The organism is Burkholderia sp. 567 (genome assembly GCF_040545115.1).
Taxonomy (GTDB): Bacteria; Pseudomonadota; Gammaproteobacteria; order Burkholderiales; family Burkholderiaceae; genus Burkholderia; species Burkholderia ambifaria.
Map to the genome: position 1 here is coordinate 208020 of NZ_JBEPLG010000003.1, position 17177 is coordinate 225196.

At 66.0% G+C, this 17177-nt stretch carries 9 protein-coding genes; 3 read left to right on the forward strand and 6 right to left on the reverse strand.

Going from position 1 to position 17177, the window contains the following annotated elements; translation table 11 throughout:
• The first annotated feature begins 21 nt into the window (after positions 1 to 21).
• Positions 22 to 1395, forward strand: a complete 1374-nt coding sequence (locus ABIC50_RS11460) for a TolC family outer membrane protein (RefSeq protein ID WP_354163885.1) — start codon at positions 22 to 24, stop codon at positions 1393 to 1395.
• Between the two features lie 115 nt (positions 1396 to 1510).
• On the opposite strand, the gene ABIC50_RS11465 is transcribed toward ABIC50_RS11460, so the two are convergent.
• Entirely contained in the window at positions 1511 to 5125 is a 3615-nt protein-coding gene (locus ABIC50_RS11465; protein ID WP_354163887.1) for a YadA-like family protein, read from the reverse strand.
• 909 nt (positions 5126 to 6034) lie between these two features.
• Between ABIC50_RS11465 and ABIC50_RS11470 the strand changes: the two genes are divergently transcribed.
• Positions 6035 to 6850 (forward strand): response regulator transcription factor, encoded by an 816-nt coding sequence (locus ABIC50_RS11470; protein ID WP_354164471.1) that lies wholly within the window; start codon positions 6035 to 6037, stop codon positions 6848 to 6850.
• A 23-nt stretch (positions 6851 to 6873) separates the two neighbouring features.
• Here ABIC50_RS11470 and ABIC50_RS11475 read toward each other — a convergent pair whose 3' ends face one another.
• Positions 6874 to 9063, reverse strand: coding sequence for a TonB-dependent siderophore receptor (locus tag ABIC50_RS11475; protein ID WP_354163889.1), 2190 nt, complete (start codon positions 9061 to 9063; stop codon positions 6874 to 6876).
• A 698-nt stretch (positions 9064 to 9761) separates the two neighbouring features.
• Here ABIC50_RS11475 and ABIC50_RS11480 point away from each other — a divergent pair.
• Positions 9762 to 11981 carry a LamG-like jellyroll fold domain-containing protein gene (locus ABIC50_RS11480; RefSeq protein ID WP_354163891.1) on the forward strand — a complete coding sequence of 740 codons (2220 nt, stop codon included), beginning with the start codon at positions 9762 to 9764 and terminating at the stop codon, positions 11979 to 11981.
• A gap of 31 nt (positions 11982 to 12012) precedes the next feature.
• Here the strand turns inward: ABIC50_RS11480 and ABIC50_RS11485 are convergent, their stop codons facing one another.
• From ABIC50_RS11485 to ABIC50_RS11500, 4 genes are all read right to left on the reverse strand, one after another.
• Complete coding sequence (locus ABIC50_RS11485) at positions 12013 to 12915, reverse strand: GNAT family N-acetyltransferase (protein WP_354163893.1); 903 nt, start codon at positions 12913 to 12915, stop codon at positions 12013 to 12015.
• Between the two features lie 171 nt (positions 12916 to 13086).
• Positions 13087 to 14274 carry a M20 aminoacylase family protein gene (locus ABIC50_RS11490; RefSeq protein WP_354164473.1) on the reverse strand — a complete coding sequence of 396 codons (1188 nt, stop codon included), beginning with the start codon at positions 14272 to 14274 and terminating at the stop codon, positions 13087 to 13089.
• A 31-nt stretch (positions 14275 to 14305) separates the two neighbouring features.
• On the reverse strand, positions 14306 to 15775 hold the full coding sequence (locus tag ABIC50_RS11495; protein WP_354163895.1) for an aldehyde dehydrogenase family protein: 1470 nt from the start codon (positions 15773 to 15775) through the stop codon (positions 14306 to 14308).
• Positions 15772 to 17049: an NAD(P)/FAD-dependent oxidoreductase gene (locus ABIC50_RS11500; RefSeq protein WP_354163897.1), complete on the reverse strand. Its 1278-nt coding sequence runs from the start codon at positions 17047 to 17049 to the stop codon at positions 15772 to 15774. Before ABIC50_RS11500 ends, ABIC50_RS11495 begins: the two co-directional genes overlap by 4 nt.
• Positions 17050 to 17177 lie beyond the last annotated feature (128 nt).

Below are 17177 nucleotides of genomic sequence, written 5' to 3' on the forward strand. Positions count from 1 at the left end.
TCGGGCGACAGGAACCAGTCGATGAACAGGAACTGCCCTCTGCTTGCCGTGCTCGCATTCGCGTCAGCGCTCGCGGGCACCCCCGCGCCCGCCGCCGCGCAAAGCCTGCAGGAAGCGGTCGAGCAGGCGATCCGGACCAACCCCGAAGTCCTTGCCACGACATACAACAGGGAAGCGGCGGATCAAGGCCTGAAGCAGGCGCGAGCCGGCTACCTGCCCCGCGTGGATATCGACGCGGCGATCGGCAAGGAGCAGCGCGACGACGTCGAAACGCGTCTGCTCGGCCTGAACCGCACGACGTTCACGCACCGGACGGCCAGCGTGACGTTGTCGCAAATGCTGTTCGACGGTTTCGCGGTCAAGAGCGAAGTGGCGCGGCAACGGGCACGCATCGACTCGTCCGCGAATCGCGTCGCGTCGACCTCGGAGGACGTGGCGCTGCGCGTGGTGGGCGCGTATCTGGAAGTCCTGCGTCGCCAGGAAACGGTGGCCGCCGCCACCGACAACGTGGAGTCCCACCGCCGGATCCACGATCAGATCAAGCTGCGCAGCGACCGCGGCGTCGGCCGGCGCGCCGACCTTTACCAGGCGGAAAGCCGCTTGGCGCTCGCGCAGGATAACTTACGATCAGAACAAAGCAACCTGAAAGACGCCGAAGTGGCCTACGCGCGGCTGGTGGGTGCGCCGCCGAACGTGCTCGTCAAGCCGGTCGCGCCGGAAGCCACGCTGCCGCCGACGGAACGATTCGCACTGGATACGGCGCTGGCGAACCACCCGTCCCTCGCGGCCGCCGAGGCGGACGTCGCGCAGGCCAATGCGCACTATGACGCGGCGAAAGCCGCACTCTGGCCGCGCATCGATCTGGAGCTGAGCGCGAGCCACGACCGTGACGGCGTGCTCGGTCCGACGAACGACCGCCGCGTGATGCTGCGGCTGCGCTACAACCTGTTTCAGGGCGGCGCCGACAAGGCGCATATCGGCGAAGCGCATGCGCAGATCCGGGAAGCCGAGGAAGACCGCAACCGCACGCGCCTGGAGATCGCGGAAGGCGAATCGCACGCCTACAACGCGTACGTCACCGCACGCGACCGGTTGGTCGTGCTCAAGCAGTACGTCGATTCCAGCGCGTCGACGCGCGAAGCGTACCTGTTGCAGTTCGGCATCGGTCAACGTTCGCTGCTCGATCTGCTCAACGCGGAGAACGAGTATTACAGCGCGCGCATCGACTACATCAGCGGGCAGTACGCGGAAGTGGCGAGCGCGTACCGCGTGTTCGCCGGGATGGGGCAGTTGCTCGACACGCTGCACGTCGCGCGGCCCGCGCAGGCGTGGGGTGCCGGCGGCATGCAGCCGACGGTGGCCTTCGACCGGCCCGCATTCGATCCCGGCAAATGACAAGGCCCCGGGGTCGCGATCGCTCGCCCGGGGCCCTTCAGTCGTCGAAGTTGCCTGCGGTGTCGGGCATCGTCAGCATGCCCAGCTACCGCCGTTCAACGTCCTTCGCGCCGCATCAGAACTGATAGCCTGCGCCCACCACCGCGCCGAAGTCGGAGCGCGCATTGCCCGTCACCGACGCCTTGACGACCCAGCGATTGCTCTCCGTCACGTACGAATAGCCGGCCGCGAAGCCTTGCTGCCCGTGATAGTTCGACGTCGCCGCCGACACCATCGAGCGCCCGGCCCCCGTCGGCTGCGGCAAACCGGCCACCGCCATCGCCGACGCCACGCCGCCGTACATGTCCTTCTTCAGGTCGTTGAACGAGTTGTACACCTGGCCGATCCGCTGGTCGGTGTAGCCCTTCGCCTGCGTCGACGCAGCATTGAGGTTGTCGTTCAGCTGCTGCACGTTCACCGCGTCGGTCGGCGCCGTGCCGGCCGCGACGTTGGTGACCTGTCGTTCGTTGCCCTTCGCGCCGACCGAGAACGAATTGTCTCGATCCGCAACGGAGCCCTGGCCAACCGCCACCGCGTTCTTGCCGGTTGCCGTCGCCGTCGAGCCGATCGAACCGGCATCGGCACGCGCGATCCACGTCGTGTTCGCATCGGTTGCGGCCGCACGGATCTGGTCGTTGACCGCCGCCGTCTTCAGCGCGTCGTTGAACTGTGCCATGTTGACCGCGTCGTTGGCGTTCACGCCGGCCGCGACACCGGTCAGCACGCGGTCGCCCGCGGTGCCGGAGAAGTTCACGCTGGTGCCGCCCGAGTCCTTGCCGACCGTGATCGCGCCTTTCGGGTCCTGCTGCTGCACGAGCCCGGCCTTGCCGTTCGCGATGTTGGTCACGTTGTCCTGCAGGTTCGCGATATCGGTCGTGTTCTTCGACACCTGCTGGTTCGTCGCGTAGAGCTGCGAGCCGTTCACCGCGTCCGTGCTGGTCGCGCTGAGCGTGCCGGCCTTCACGTTGGTGATGCGCGTGCCACCGGCACCGCCGAGCGTGATCGAGCTCTTCGAGCTGTCGTCGTACTGCACCGCAAGCGCGCCGAGCTGGTCGAGGTTCGACTGCACCGACTTCAGCTGCTTCACGTTCACCGCGTCCGTATCGTCGGTGCCGGCCGCGACGTTCTTCAGCACGACCGCCGCGTTCGGGTTGCCGCCGATCAGCGAGACCGAGTTCAGCCGGTTGCCGTTGCCGTCGACGTCGTACTTGACGACGTTCTTCACGGCCTCGCCCGTCTGGTTCGACACCTGCGTGATCTGCTGCTCGAGATCGGACTTCACGCCGTACAACTGCCCGCCGTTCACCGCGTCCGTGCTGCCGGCCGCGACATTGCCGTCGGCGATGCTGGTCAGCTTCGTCGGCGCGCCGCCGCGGGCGGCGTTGTATGCACCGAGCGTCGGATCGAACTGCAGCGCATCCTTCTGCAGCCCGGCGATTGCGGTCGTATTGACGGCGATGTTCGTTTCGGCATTGCCGATGCGCGTCTCGTGATTCGCGAGCGTCGTCGTGTTGCTGCCGACACGGCCATCGAGGTTCGTCAGCGCGTCGCCGACATTGTTGAACGAATCGCCGCCGATCTTGTACGCGGGCGCCGTGATCGAGCCATCGGTGTTCGCCGTCGCACCACCGCCGAGCGCGGCTGCCGTGCCGTCGATCGCGCGGCGCAGCTGCGCGCCGTTCACGGCGTCCGTGCTGCCGGCCGACACGTTTCCTTCGGCGACGTTGGTCACGCGCACCGGAACGCCGCCGTTGCCCGCGCCGAGCGAAACCTGACGCTTGCTCGGATCGTCGTACTTCACGGCGAGCGCGTCGAGCTGGCTCGTGCCGTCGTGAATCGCCGCGTTCAGCTGGTCGACGTTGACCGCGTCGGTGCCGTTCTGGCCGGCCGCGAGGTTGCCGATGCGTTGCGGGCTGTTGCCGCCGTGGCTCGCATCGTACGTGCCGAGGCTCGGGTTCCATTGCAGCGCATCCTGCTGCAGCGCGGCGATGTTACCGGTGTTCGTCGTCACCTGGTCGCCGAGCTTCGTCACGCTGTTGCCGACGTTGGCGATCGACTGGTTCAGCGTATCGGTCGCCTTGCCGAGTTGGCCGACGTTCACCGCGTCGTTCGCGCTCACGCCGTCCGCGACGTTGTGCAGGCCGACCGGTGCCGGCGCGCCCTGGCCGCCGAGCGTGACGCCGCCATGCGCATCGTCGTCGTACTGCACCGCGTTCTTCGTCGCGTTGCCGATCTGGCTCGTGATCGACGTGCTCAGGTTGCCGATCGTCGTGCTCACGCTGCTGGTCACGCTCGTGCTGAGCGACGCGAGGCCGCTGCCCAGTTGCCCGACGTTCACGGCATCGTGCGCATCCTTGCCGCCCGCGACGTTGTGCAGCGTCGTGCCGTTCGGGCCGGCGAACGTGACCGAGTCGAAGCCGCTCGCGCCGTCGTACTTCACGTTGCGCGCATCGGCTGCCTGCAGGCCGCCGATGTTCGACGCGGCCGTGCTCAGCGATGCATTGAGGCCCGTCACGTTGTTCTGCAGGTTCGTGATGTTCGCGGCGGCCGTCGACAGCGAGGTCTGCAACGGTGCAACGCTGCCCTTCAGCTGGCCGACGTTGACCGCGTCCGTATCGGCGACCCCGGCCGCGACACCGCCGATCGTCGTGCCGTTGCTGCCGTCTAGCGCGATCGCGGCATGCGAGTCGTCGGTGTATTTGACGACGTTCTGCGTCGCCGTCACGATGCTCGTGCTGAGGCTGTTGCCGACGTTGGTCACGCGCTGGTCGACGTTCGCGATCGACGTCGACAGCGTATTGCCGACGGAGGTCACGCGGGCGTCGACATTGGCGAGGCCGGTGCTGAGCGTGCTGTTCACGTTCTTCAGCTGCTCGACGTTCACGGCGTCCGTGTCGGCCGCGCCCGCCGCGACGTTCTTGATCTGGCGCTCGTGGCCGAGCGAACCGAACGAGACGGCGCCGCCGACCGGCGCGGCCGTGCCGCCGAATACCGGCGTGCCGCCGTTGTTCGCACCGACGCTGCCCGAGCCGATCGCGACCTGGTTATTGTCGTTCGTCTGCGCGCCGGCGCCGATCGCGACGGATTGCGTGCCGCCCGCACGGGTTTGCGTCGCTGCATCGTAGGATGCGCCGTTCGACACGCCGTCGCTCGTCGTCGGATTCGCGCCGCCGATCGCGATCGAGCGATCGCCGCTCGCCAGCGCCGAGTGACCGAGTGCGATCGAACTCGTGCCATGCGCATCCGCGACGTTGCCGAGCGCCATCGAGTAATCGCCGATCGCGGCGGACTGACGGCCCACCGCGAGCGCCGTATTGCCCTGCGCGACGGCCACCGTGCCGATCGCCGTGGCCGAGTTCGCCAGTGCCTGCGCGCCGACGCCGATCGCGATGCCGCCGCCGCTGCCGGAGCCGCCCTGGCTGCCCGCGTTCGACTGGTCGCCGATCGCGATGCCGCTGGAGCCGGCCTTCGCATTCGTACCAGACGTGAAGTTCGTGCTGCTCGTCGCGACGAACGTCCCGCTCTTCGTCGCGACACACAACGGGTTCGTACCGTCGATGCACTGCCCGTTCAGCGCGTTGTCCGGGTTGCCGCGATCGACGAAGTTGTCCGCGTGTGCGGCCCCCGCGACCAGCACACCTGCGCTTGCGAACATGGCGGCGACGAGCGCCGAAATCTGGTTCCTCTGCATTTTTTTGCTCCGTTTCGTGTCTTTCGTTTGGATTTGGACTACTTACTTTTATTCACAGCTTCGACTTCAACTTCGAACTCAATGCGCGATACGCTGCCCGGGCGCGCCGCTCGGTCGACGGCCCGTTCCGTTCATTCGATAAAAACCATCAGGAATACAAAATGACCGTCATGGACGAGCGCGTCCCCGCCGACTCTCGCGAGTCAACCTGCTGTCATTGACATTCCGAATTGAATGCCGCGCGTGGCGCGACCAACCCCGTTTCTTTTATTTCATCTGCTGCACGTGAACGGCTTTTCGTTCACGTCAATGCTGGCCTCGGTATGCAGGAGGTCCAACCCCGTCGAATCCATCCGTCACCCAAAGTTCGGACGAATTATGAGACGGACCCCGGGATTAGAGAAGGCGGCATTCTTCATAGATTGCAAAATTCAATGTTTTCAAAGGCTTATGTTAAAAACACCGAACTCGCAAACGATTTCGTATTGCCGCGCTTAATAAAAATGTTTTCCCGGAAGGATGGATACTTTGCTGGAGCGCCGCGCCATTAAAAGCAATCTCGCAAAAAAATGCAAAATATCGACAAGGGATTGAATGTTAGTCCCGACTCTCATCCCGATAATAGAGATAGGCACTCTAGCGAGAATCGAGATATCCCCCTACAATTCCGCTCGCATCGATTCCGGCAGCGGCAATCTTCCGCCCCTTTATCGGCTCAGCGATCAAAAGAAACAACGCCGAGTAATGCGCCGACTGACTGCCTGCCGTGCAGTCCGGCGAAGTCCGTTTGTCGATGCGAGCGTACCGTGCGTGTTCGCGAAGCCATGTCGCGGCTTCCGACGATTTTCCCGAACCGGAATCGACTGCGCGCAGGAACGCTGCCCGCAGCCTTTCCTGAACAGGTACACGATGTCTCCATCGACCGCCGCATTGAATAATGCCCATATCCTGATCGTCGACGATCAGCCCGATCAGCTTCGTTTGCTGATCGATATCCTGCGCAGCACCGGATGCCGGATCAGCATCGCGTTCGACGGCATGCAGGCGTGCGAGCGCGCGCAGGCACTGATGCCGGACCTGATCCTGATGGATGTCCGGATGCCGCGCATGGACGGTTTCACCGCGTGCCGGCGCTTGGCGGCCGATCCGTTGACGAGGGCGATCCCTGTCATTTTCCTGACGGTGGCCGGCGACTTGCACGAGCGCGTCGAAGGCCTCGAAATCGGCGGCGTCGATTATGTGGTGAAGCCGTTCGAACCGGCCGAAGTCGTCGCGCGAATCCGCGTGCAGCTCGCGCGGACGAAACGGCCCTTGCCGATGGATGCGCCCACCGTGCACGATCCGTTTGCCACAGGCAAGGACGACGACATCATCGTGCGCGCGGCCATTCGGCATCTGTCGCGCACGCTGAACGATCCGCCGACGGTCGAGCAGCTCGCGCGTGCGGTCGGCACGCACGAAAAGCGGCTGTCCCGCGCGTTTCGCGACAACCTGGGACAGACGGTGTTCGAATATCTGCGGCACGAGCGCCTGCGCATCGCGCAGGACCTGCTCGATACGACGTCGCTCAGCATTGCGAGCATCGCGAAGGAGATCGGCTTTTCGACGCCGGCGAATTTCGCCACCGCGTTCCGCGAACGGTTCGGCATCACGCCGACCGAATGGCGGCGACAGCGCGATGCGGCCGGGCGTGATGCCGCGCGGGAACCGCAGCGCGACGCGTAGTCGCGCCCGGCATGACGGGACGGCTACCAGTTGTATTTCGCGGTGGCCAGCACCGTGCGCTCGTTGCCGAACACGCACACCGCGTAAGACTGGCAGCCGCCGACGTAGCGGCGGTCGAACACATTCGCGACATTCAGCGCGAATCGCCAGTGACGCACCTCGTAGTGCATCGCGAGATCGTACAGCGTCGCGCTCGGCACCGTCAGCGAATTGTCGGGCGCACCGGCCGACGCACTCTGGTAGCGCACGCCGGCGCCGATCCCGAGGCCCGACAGCGCGCCGGTGTGCCAGGTCCAGTCCGTCCACAGCGACGCCATCTGCCGCGGCAGCGGCACGGACACCGGCCAGTTGTTCAGCGATGCATCATTCGCCTGCACGTTCTTGACGTCCTGATAGACGTACGACGCGACGATCGACAGCTCGCGCGTCACGTTGCCGACCGCGCTCAGTTCGATGCCGCGCGAACGCACCTTGCCGGTCTGCACGGACGACGTACCGGTCGGGTCGAGATTCGTCGGCGTCGGCGTCACGACGTTGGTCTGGTCGATCCGATAAACGGCCGCGGTGAGCATCAGGTTCCGGCCGGCCGGCTGCCAGCGCAGCCCGGCTTCGGTCTGCTTGCCGCGCGTCGGTTTCGGCAAACCGCCGCCGTACATCCGCACGCCGATCACCGGATCGAACGACGTCGAATAGCTCACGTAGGGCGACAATCCCGCATCGCCCTGATAGGTGAGCCCGACGCGGCCTGAAAACGCACTGACGTCCTGTTGCGTGCCGATGCCGGCCGCGCGGTCGTCGAAGCGCGCGTTCACGCGATCTTCGCGGCCGCCGAGCGTCAGCGTCCAGCGGTTCCAGCGGATCTGGTCCTGCGCATACGCGCCGAGCGAATTCATCGCCGTGTACTGATCGACGTGCCCGAGCGACGTGCGGCCGGAAAAGATCGCGGCCGTCACCGGACGATAGACGGGGTGGTACAGGTCGAGCGACGGCGCGAGCGCGAGCCATACGCTGTTGGTCGTCGTCTGCCGGTCGAACTGCAGGCCGAGCAGCAGCGTGTGCTCGAGCGGGCCGGTGGCGAAGCGCGCCTGCGCGCGGTTGTCGATGTCGAGCCGGCTGTAGTTCAACTGGAACAGGCCCGCGAACCGCATCATGTTCGTCGTGCTGCCGGGCAGGAAGCCGTTGCCGAACACCGTCGCGTCGTCGAGCGACAGGCGCGACCAGCGCACGTCCTGTTGCAGCGTCCAGATCGGGTTCACGCGATGCTCGAGCGCATAGCCGAGCGACCATTGTTTCTTCCGGTAGTCGTTGAACGTCGGGTCGCCCATGTAGATGTCCTGCGACAGGCGCCCGTTACGATTCGGCAAGACCGTGCCCGACGCCGGGAGGAAGTTCGACGAAATGTCGCCGTGATCCTGCAGGAACGAAGCGGACACCGTCAGCGACGTGTCGGCCGTCGGCCGCCAGCGGAACGACGGCGCCACGGCTACGCGCCGGTCGGCCTTCGGGCCGGTCTCCGCATTGCCGTCGCGCGCGACGCCGACGAAGCGGTACGCATATCGGCCGTCCGGATCCAGTTTGTCGCCGATGTCGAGCATGGTCTGCTTGCGCGCATCGTTGCCGATCTGCACGCCGGCTTCGCGCACGCGCTCGCCGTCGGCGAGCTTCGTATGTGCATCGACGATCGCGCCCGGCTCGCCCGCGCCGTACAGTACCGACGTCGGCCCGCGCAGCACGGCGATCGAGTCGATCGTGTAAGGATCGACGCGCCAGTTCGCGATGACCGCCGTGTTCGGCGCCGCGACGCCGTCGACATACAGCGTCGGCGTGAAGCCGCGCAGCGCCGCATACCAGTCGGTCCGCGTATCGGACCCGAACGTCGCGAAGCCCGGCACGTAGCGTAGCGCCTGGTTCAGGTCGGTCGCGCCGGTCATCTCGATCTGCTGTGCGGTCACGACGTTGGTCGTCTGCGAGATCTCGGCGACCGGCGTGTCGGTCCTCGTCGCGGTGGCGGTACGCAACCCGACGAGCCCGAGCGATGCGCGGCCGGCCTCGCCCATCACGTCGATCTTCGGCAGCATCGCCGCCGCATCGGCCGGCGGCGTTACCGCCGCGTTCGATGCCTGCGCGTGCGCGCCGCCCGCGGCCGCCGCGCACAACGTTCCCCCGGCCGCGATCGCGATTGCGCGTCGCACCGAACCTGTTGCCGTTCCCATCGTTTAGCTAGCGTCTCCGTCTTGTTGCCCGGGTGCCGCGCGCCCGGTCGTGCTTCGTTGCGGGCCGGCCGGCGGTGCGGGCCTGTCGCGCACGAGTCGGTGCGCGTCGCCGATTGCGTCGTTTTCGAGCGCCTGAATGATATCGGCGCGACGTTGCGCGGTCTTTAGAAAAAATGCCTACGCGCGCGAGATCGTTCACCGCATGCCCGCATTGCCGTCACACCCGCGCAAGCCAGCGTCGAGCGCGACACGAACCACGCCGCGTGTGGCGCAGACGGTTCGTTCAAACCTGGGACGCTGCTCGTCATCGTGTCGATCTCCGATTCTTGTCGTTCGTGGTTTCTTGGGCTTGCGTGCGGACCGCCAGTGCAATACGAAACCCGCGCCACATCATCCGTCGTATGACGACCGTATGAAATAGTGGGAATCTATCGGTCTGCACACCTGAAAAGTCTGCCGCCCGCATGCCGGCGACGATCATATCTCGCAAACGTATCAATCGCCATTTTTTTCCGCTTTCTTAGCATGTTAATCAACCGGCGCGCGACAATCTGCTATCTGAAAATTTGGCACGTCGCCGCAAATTCGTGGTCCTCAGCGCCCTCCGTTCCGTTACAATCCGCGTCGTCATGCGATAACTGATTTCGCCGCGCGACATCGCCTGCCTCCTGTGAGACTCGTCAAGGAACCCACGCGACATGCACGACACCCCTCTCCTGCTTGAATCGAACGCGCGCGTTTCCCGGCGCACCTTCCTTTACAGCGTCGGTGCGCTCGCGCTGTCGGCATGCAACGGCTCCGGCGCAAGCGAGAACGTCCGCGGCGTCACGACCGCGGCAGCGGCGGCCGGCAACCGTGCGCTCGCGCGCGTGGAGACGGGCACGGCCGCCGTCACGACCCGCACGACGTTCGTCCATCCAGGACTGCTGCACACGCAAGCCGATTTCGACCGGATCGCGCAGAAGGTCGCGACCGCCGCGTCGCCGTGGCGCGAAGGCTGGAACACGCTGATCGCGAACAGCCATGCGCAGCTGACGTGGTCGCCGCGCCCGCAGGCCGTCGTCACACGCGGCGGCACCGGCGCGCAAAACTATCCGGTGCTGTATAGGGACATCGCGGCCGCCTATGCGTGCGCGCTGCGCTGGAAGGTGTCGGGCGACAAAGCGTATGCGGACAAGGCCGTGCAGATCATGAACGAATGGTCGTCGACGCTGCAGAACCTCACGGGCGATTCGAACGTCGACCTGGCCGCCGGCCTCTACGGGTACGAATTCGCGAACGCCGGCGAAATCATGCGCACGTATACCGGCTGGGCCGCGGCCGACTTCGCCGCGTTCCGCGCGATGATGGCCGACAAGTTCTACCCGATCAACGCCGACTTCCTGAACCGCCACAACAACACCGACATCACGCACTACTGGGCGAACTGGGATCTGTGCAACATCGCGTCGATCATGGCGATCGGCGTGCTGTGCGACGACCCCGCGAAGTTCGACGAAGCCGTCAACTATTTCATCGACGGCGCGGGCAACGGCGCGATCGCGCAGGCCGTCTATTACCTGCATCCCGGCCATCTGGGCCAATGGCAGGAATCGGGCCGCGACCAGGGGCACAACACGCTCGGCATCGCGCTCGCCGGCGCGATCTGCGAAATGGCGTGGAACCAGGGCATCGACCTGTACGGCCACGACAACAACCGCTTCCTCGCGGGCGCCGAATACGTTGCGAAAGCGAATCTCGTGCAGCCGGACGGCACGTTTCCGACGGTGCCGTACGCGCGCTACGCCAACGTCGACGTCACACAAGCGCAATTCTCGACCGGCAGCCGGGGCGTGATTCGTCCGTGCTGGGCGCTCGTCTACAACCATTACGTTAACCGCAGGGGGCTCGCCGCACCGTGGTCCGAGAAGTTCGCGCGTGCGATCCAGCCCGAAGGCGGCGGCGGCAACTACGGCGAAACGAGCGGCGGCTACGACCAGCTCGGCTACGGCACGCTGACCTGCACGCGCGATCCCGTTGCGCCCGCAACCGCACCGAGCGGGCTGACCGCGTGGCCGGCCGCCGGGAAGGTCCTGCTGTCGTGGTGGGGCATCGCGAACGCGGCCAGCTACGACGTGAAGCGTGCCGCCACCGCAGGCGGTCCGTATACGACCATCGCGACCGGCATCGTCGATCCGTTGACGTATACCGACCGCCCGGCCGCGGGCACCTGGTACTACACGATCAGCGCGCGCACTGCATCGGGCGAATCCGCGAATTCGGCGGAAGTCGCCGCATCGACGGCCCTGCAACTGCATACGCTGCTGACGTTCGACGAGACGGGTGGCACGAGTTCGGCGGACGCGAGCGGCAACGGTCATGCGGGCACGCTCGTCGGCGGCGCATCGCGCGGGCCCAGCAAAACCGGCAATGCGGTGTCGCTCGACGGCTCGACTGGCTATGTCGCGTTGCCGAACGACATCGTCGCGGACGTGTCGGATTTCACGATCGCGGCGTGGGTCAACTGGCGCGGCGGCCAGACGTGGGCGCGCCTCTTCGATTTCGGTTCGGGCACCGGCCGCTATCTGTTCGTCACGCCGAAGAGCCATGGCGGCACGATGCGCTTCGCGATCACGACCAATGGCGGGCATGGCGAGTGCACGATCGACGGCAACGCGGCACTGCCGGCAGGGCAATGGGCACACGTCGCCGTCACGCTGGCGGCCGATACCGCGACGCTCTATCTGAACGGCAATGCGATCGGCTCGGCGAACGACGTGATCTTCGCCCCCTGGCGCATCGGGAAAACCGCGCAGAACTGGATCGGACGTTCGCAGTATCCGGGCGATCCGTTCTTCAACGGGTTGATCGACGAATTCCGCATTTATCGCGGTGCGATGACGGCCGAACAGGTGAAGGCGCTCGCGCAGGGAGCGTGATGCTTGCCGCCGCCGGCCGCGCGGCCGGCGCCTACAACATCGCCTGACTGATCAAGCCGTACTGCACATAGACCGGATCGGACGCGTCGCGGTGCGCGTCGGCCGGCGCGTTGCGAACCATCTTCGAGCAGGTGTCGACGCGTTTCAATCCCTGCGCGTCGAGCCAGTCGGGCAAGCTCGTTCCCGACGGAACGTCGATGCGAACGAATTCGTTCTCCCGCGCGCTTAGCCAGTGACTGATCAGCGCCTTCGCGTGCGCGTCGTCGCTCGAACGCGGTGCGACGACCGGGCCGACCACATAACCGCGACCGAAGCGGCGCAGCACTGAGAATCCGGCGATCTCGCCATCCTGCTCGAGCACGACGCTTTCGCCTCGCTTCATCAAAGCCGACATCAGCGCGTCGCGCTCGAGGCCGGAAGCACGCGCGTCAAGCTCGACGAAGCGGCTCAGGTCCGCAGATGTGCCAGCCCGCAGTCGAGCGCCGTCAGGCAGCGCCACCGCTGCGGGCTGACTCACGTTCCCTTGAAATTGATCCAGCGATCCGCACACGTTGAAACCGAGCTTTTCGTAGAGCGGCTGGCCGGCTGGCGTCGCATGCAGGAATACGATGCGCGATCCGAGTTCGTCGAGGAGGATCTCCATCAGCGCGCGGCCGATCCCTCGGCCCTGATGCTCGGACGACACGATCACGTGTCCGATCGCGGCACGGTCCGCACCGTACTTCCAGCACATCGCCGTACCGATGACCACCCCGTTTTCCTCGGCCGCGAACGCGATCGAGGTGTCCGCGGAAAACTGCCAGTCCTCCGCCCTGAACGGCCAGCGAAGCGCCATGGAGAGTGCGTGGGCCGCGGGGACGTCGGCCGCGGTAAATCGTCGATAGTGCAGCGCCGTCGCGGCGCCGGAAGCGTTCATCACGTGTTCGTCGTTCATCAAAGTCATCCTTCGAAATGGCGCAGTTTCACAACCCGACTATAGGAAGGAATGATTTTCCTGTGCCTAATGATCTATAAATACGCCATTAATTAAAACTTAATGCCAAGTACGCGCGTGACCATTCGATGCGCGGCTCGACTGCCGACCGGTTCGGCCTCGCACACAGCGTCACGGCAATCGCGCGAAATACTGCCGTGCCAAGGCGACCCAGTACCGGACGCCAGCCGGAATGATGTCGTCGTTGAAATCGTATTTCGGGTGATGCAACGCCGGCGACGTCGATCCGACCGGCGCATTGCCGATGAGCACGTACGCGCCCGGGCGCTCCTCCAGCATGAAGCCGAAGTCTTCGGACGTCATGTTCGGCGGCACGTCGGGATACAGGCGTTCGTCGCCGAACGTGTCGCGAATCACCGCTTCGCACAGCGCCGTCTCGGTCGGCGTGTTGACCGTTGCTGGGTAGTACTGAAAGAATTCGACGTCGACCTGCGCGCCATAAGCCGCCGCCAGCCCTTCACACATGAGCCGGACATCGCGCTGCAACTGCTGCTGCAACGCGGACGACAGCGTGCGGATCGTGCCGCGCAGCTCGGCCGTGTCCGGAATGACGTTGTCCGTCGTGCCCGCATGGAACATGCAGACGGAAATCACCGCCGGGTCGACGGGATCCTTGTGCCGCGCGGCGATCGTCTGACACTGCAGCACCATCGAGCACGCGAGCGGAACGGGATCGATGCCCAGGTGCGGCTGCGCCGCATGCGCGCCCTTGCCGGTGATCGTGATCCTGAACCGCGAGCCCGCGGCCATGATCGGGCCGGTGCGCAAGCCGAAATGCCCGGCCGGCAAACCGGGCCAGTTGTGCATGCCGAATACCGCCTCTGTCGGGCATTGCTCGAACAGCCCGTCGTCGATCATCTTGCGCGCGCCCGCGCCGCCTTCTTCGCCCGGCTGAAACACGAAATGGACGGTGCCCGGCAGCTGCGGCAACGCTTTCAGCACGCGCGCGGCGCCGAGCAACATCACGGTATGGCCGTCATGGCCGCACGCGTGCATGATCCCGTGCGTGCACGACGCATGCGCGAAGTCGTTGGCTTCGTGGATCGGCAACGCATCCAGATCGGCGCGCAGCACGATGCCGCGGCCCGGATCCACGCCGGGCAGGCTCGCCACGACGCCCGTGCCGCCGAGCCCGCGCGACACCGCATAGCCGAGCGCTTCGAGCTCGCGGGCGACGACGTCGGCCGTCCGGTGTTCTTCGAATCGCAGCTCGGGATGCGCATGCAGGTCGCGGCGCAGCTTCGCCCAGTGCGCGTGATGCGCTTGCAGCGACGTGTCGGGAATCACAGGGTTTTCCAATTTCGGCACCTTCGAAAAGTAGACGGCTGCGTCAGTCGTAATAGCCGACGACGGACTTGATCTCCATATACTCCTCCATCCCTTCGATCCCGTATTCGCGACCATTGCCCGACTGCTTGTAGCCGCCGAACGGCGCCTGCGGATCCCATGCCGGGTAGTTCAGATGCACCTGCCCCGACCGGATGCGCGCGGCCACTGCACGTGCGCGTTCCTTGTCGGCGCCCTGCACATGCGCGCCGAGCCCATAGACGGTGTCGTTCGCGATCGCGACGGCTTCGTCGACCGTATCGTAAGGAAGGATCGCGAGGACCGGCCCGAAGATCTCCTGCTGCGCGATCGCCATGTCGGTGCGCACATCGGAAAAGATCGTCGGCCGCGCATAGAAGCCGCGGTCGAATCCCGCGGGCCGTCCGGGGCCGCCGGCGATCAGCTTCGCCCGTTCGTCGATGCCCACGTCGATCATCTGCGCGACGCGACCGAACTGCGCGCGATTGGCGAGCGGGCCGTGCGTCGTCGCGTCGTCGAACGGATCGCCGACCATCAGCCGCTGCGCTGCCGCGACAGCCAGCGCCTCGACCGCGCCGAGCGCATCGCGCGGCACGATCATGCGCGTCGGCGCGCTGCACGATTGCCCCATGTTGCGGAACGCGGCGGCCACGCCCGGCGCGATGGCCTGCTGCAGGTCCGCGTCCGGCAACACGATGTTCGGCGATTTGCCGCCCAGCTCCTGCGCGACGCGCTTGACGGTCGGGGCCGCCGCCTGCGCGACGAGCACGCCCGCGCGCGTCGACCCGGTAATCGACACCATGTCGACCTCGGGGTGCGACGACAGCGCGGCGCCCACCGCCTCGCCGCTGCCGCTCACCAGGTTGAACACGCCCGCGGGCACGCCTGCATCGGCGATCACTTCCGCGAACAGCAGCGCGCTGAGCGGAGACAGCTCGCTGGGTTTCAGTACTACCGTGCAGCCTGCCGCGAGCGCGGGGCCGACTTTCGCGGTGATCTGATAGATCGGCCAGTTCCACGGCGTGATCAGCGCGCATACGCCGATCGGCTCGCGTACGACCGCGGTCGTCCCGCGCCGCGAGACGAACGGGTAGTGGGCCAGATTGTCGCGCGCGACCCGGATATGTTCGGCCGCGAGCGGCACATGGGCGCCGCGTGCATAAGCGATCGGCGCGCCCATTTCAAGCGCGAGCGCCGTGGCGAACCATTCCGCGCGCTCCAGCATCAACGCATGCACGCGGTCGAGCAACGCGGCGCGTTGTTGCGGCGAGGTCGCGGCCCAGCGCTCGAATGCGTTGCGTGCGGCCTGCACGGCGCGGTCGGCGTCGCGCGCGCTGCCGAGCGGGATGTCGCACAGCGTGTCTTCGGTGGACGGGCAGACGACCGCGAACCGGTCGCCGCCGTCGGGTAGCACCCAGTCGCCGTCGATGAAGAAGCGATCCAGCCTGCCGGCTTCCTTCAGGTGACGAACCGGTGAATTGACGAGTGAATTCATTGAAAGGTGTCCTTGAGTCGATACCATGCGCCGACGAAGGGCAGAAACCACGGTTTGCCGAAATGCCCGGGAATCGCGGGCCAGTCGAAGCTTTGCCACGGGTTGAGGTCGGCGCGTCCGTCCATGATCTCCGCCATCAGCGTGCCCATCAGCGTCGCCATGTGCGTGCCGTGGCCGCTATAACCCATCGAGTAGTAAACGCCGTCGCGCTCGCCGGCGCGCGGCAGGCGGTTGGCCGTCATGTCGACCATCCCGCCCCAGCAATAGTCGATGCGTACGTCGGCCAGCTCGGGAAACACGGCGGCCATCTGCTGCCGCAGGATCGCCCCGCTCTTTTCGTCGGAGCGCGGATTCGACGCGGCAAAACGCGCGCGCCCGCCGAACAGCATCCGGTTGTCGGGCGTGACGCGAAAGAAATTCACGAAGTTCTTCGTGTCGGTGACCATCCGGCGCGTCGGCAGCAAGCGGTCGAGCAGGTCGTTCGGCAACAGCTCGGTGACGATGATGAACGCGCCGACCGGCACGATCCTGCGGCGAACCCAGCCGAACGGCCCGACCTGCGAAATGCCGCTCGCGAGCAGCACCTGGCGCGCGCGGATCTCGCCGAGCGGTGTTTGCACCGCGTACGCGCCACCCGCTTGCCGCTGCAGGCCGAGCACCGGCGCATGCTCGAGAATATGCGCGCCGCGGGCTTGCGCGGCGCGCGCGAGGCCGCGCACATAACGGCCAACATGCATCCCGGCGCTCTTGCCGAACAGCAGCCCGCCGTGATATCGGTTCGAGCCGATCTCGTCGCGCAGCTCCGCCTTCGTGACCAGGCGCGTGTCGGGGTCGACGCTGGCGGCGAGCAGCGCCTGGCTTCGCACGAGCTTGTCGTAGTGCTCGGGCTTCGCCGCGAGCTTCAGCTTGCCGCGCCGCGCGAAATCGCAATCGATCGACTCCTCCCGGACCAGCCGCTCGACCGTATCGACACCCGCATCGAACGCGAGATACAACCGGTTCGCCAGCTCCGTGCCGATGCGCTGCGACAGCGACGCGTAATCCTGCGCGAAGCCGTTGTTGCACATGCCGCCGTTGCGTCCCGATGCCGCCTGCCCGACGGTGCCCGCCTCGCAGACGATCACGCGCGCGCCTTTCTTGGCCAGCGCCAGTGCGGCGGCCGAACCGGTGATGCCGCCGCCCACCACCACCACGTCGCAACTTCCGTCATGCAACTCCGGCGAGCTGCTCGCGAATGGCTCCGACGTATCGAGCCAGTAGGAACTGAAACGCATCAGGCACTCCATTGTCGGCAGCACCGGGCTGCACAGCGCGGCGAGCATTCACTACACCGATCCGGCCGCTCGCGCGCCGTCCGGATCGAAACGCATCATCCCGAGGCCGCCACCATCGTTCCCGTGAC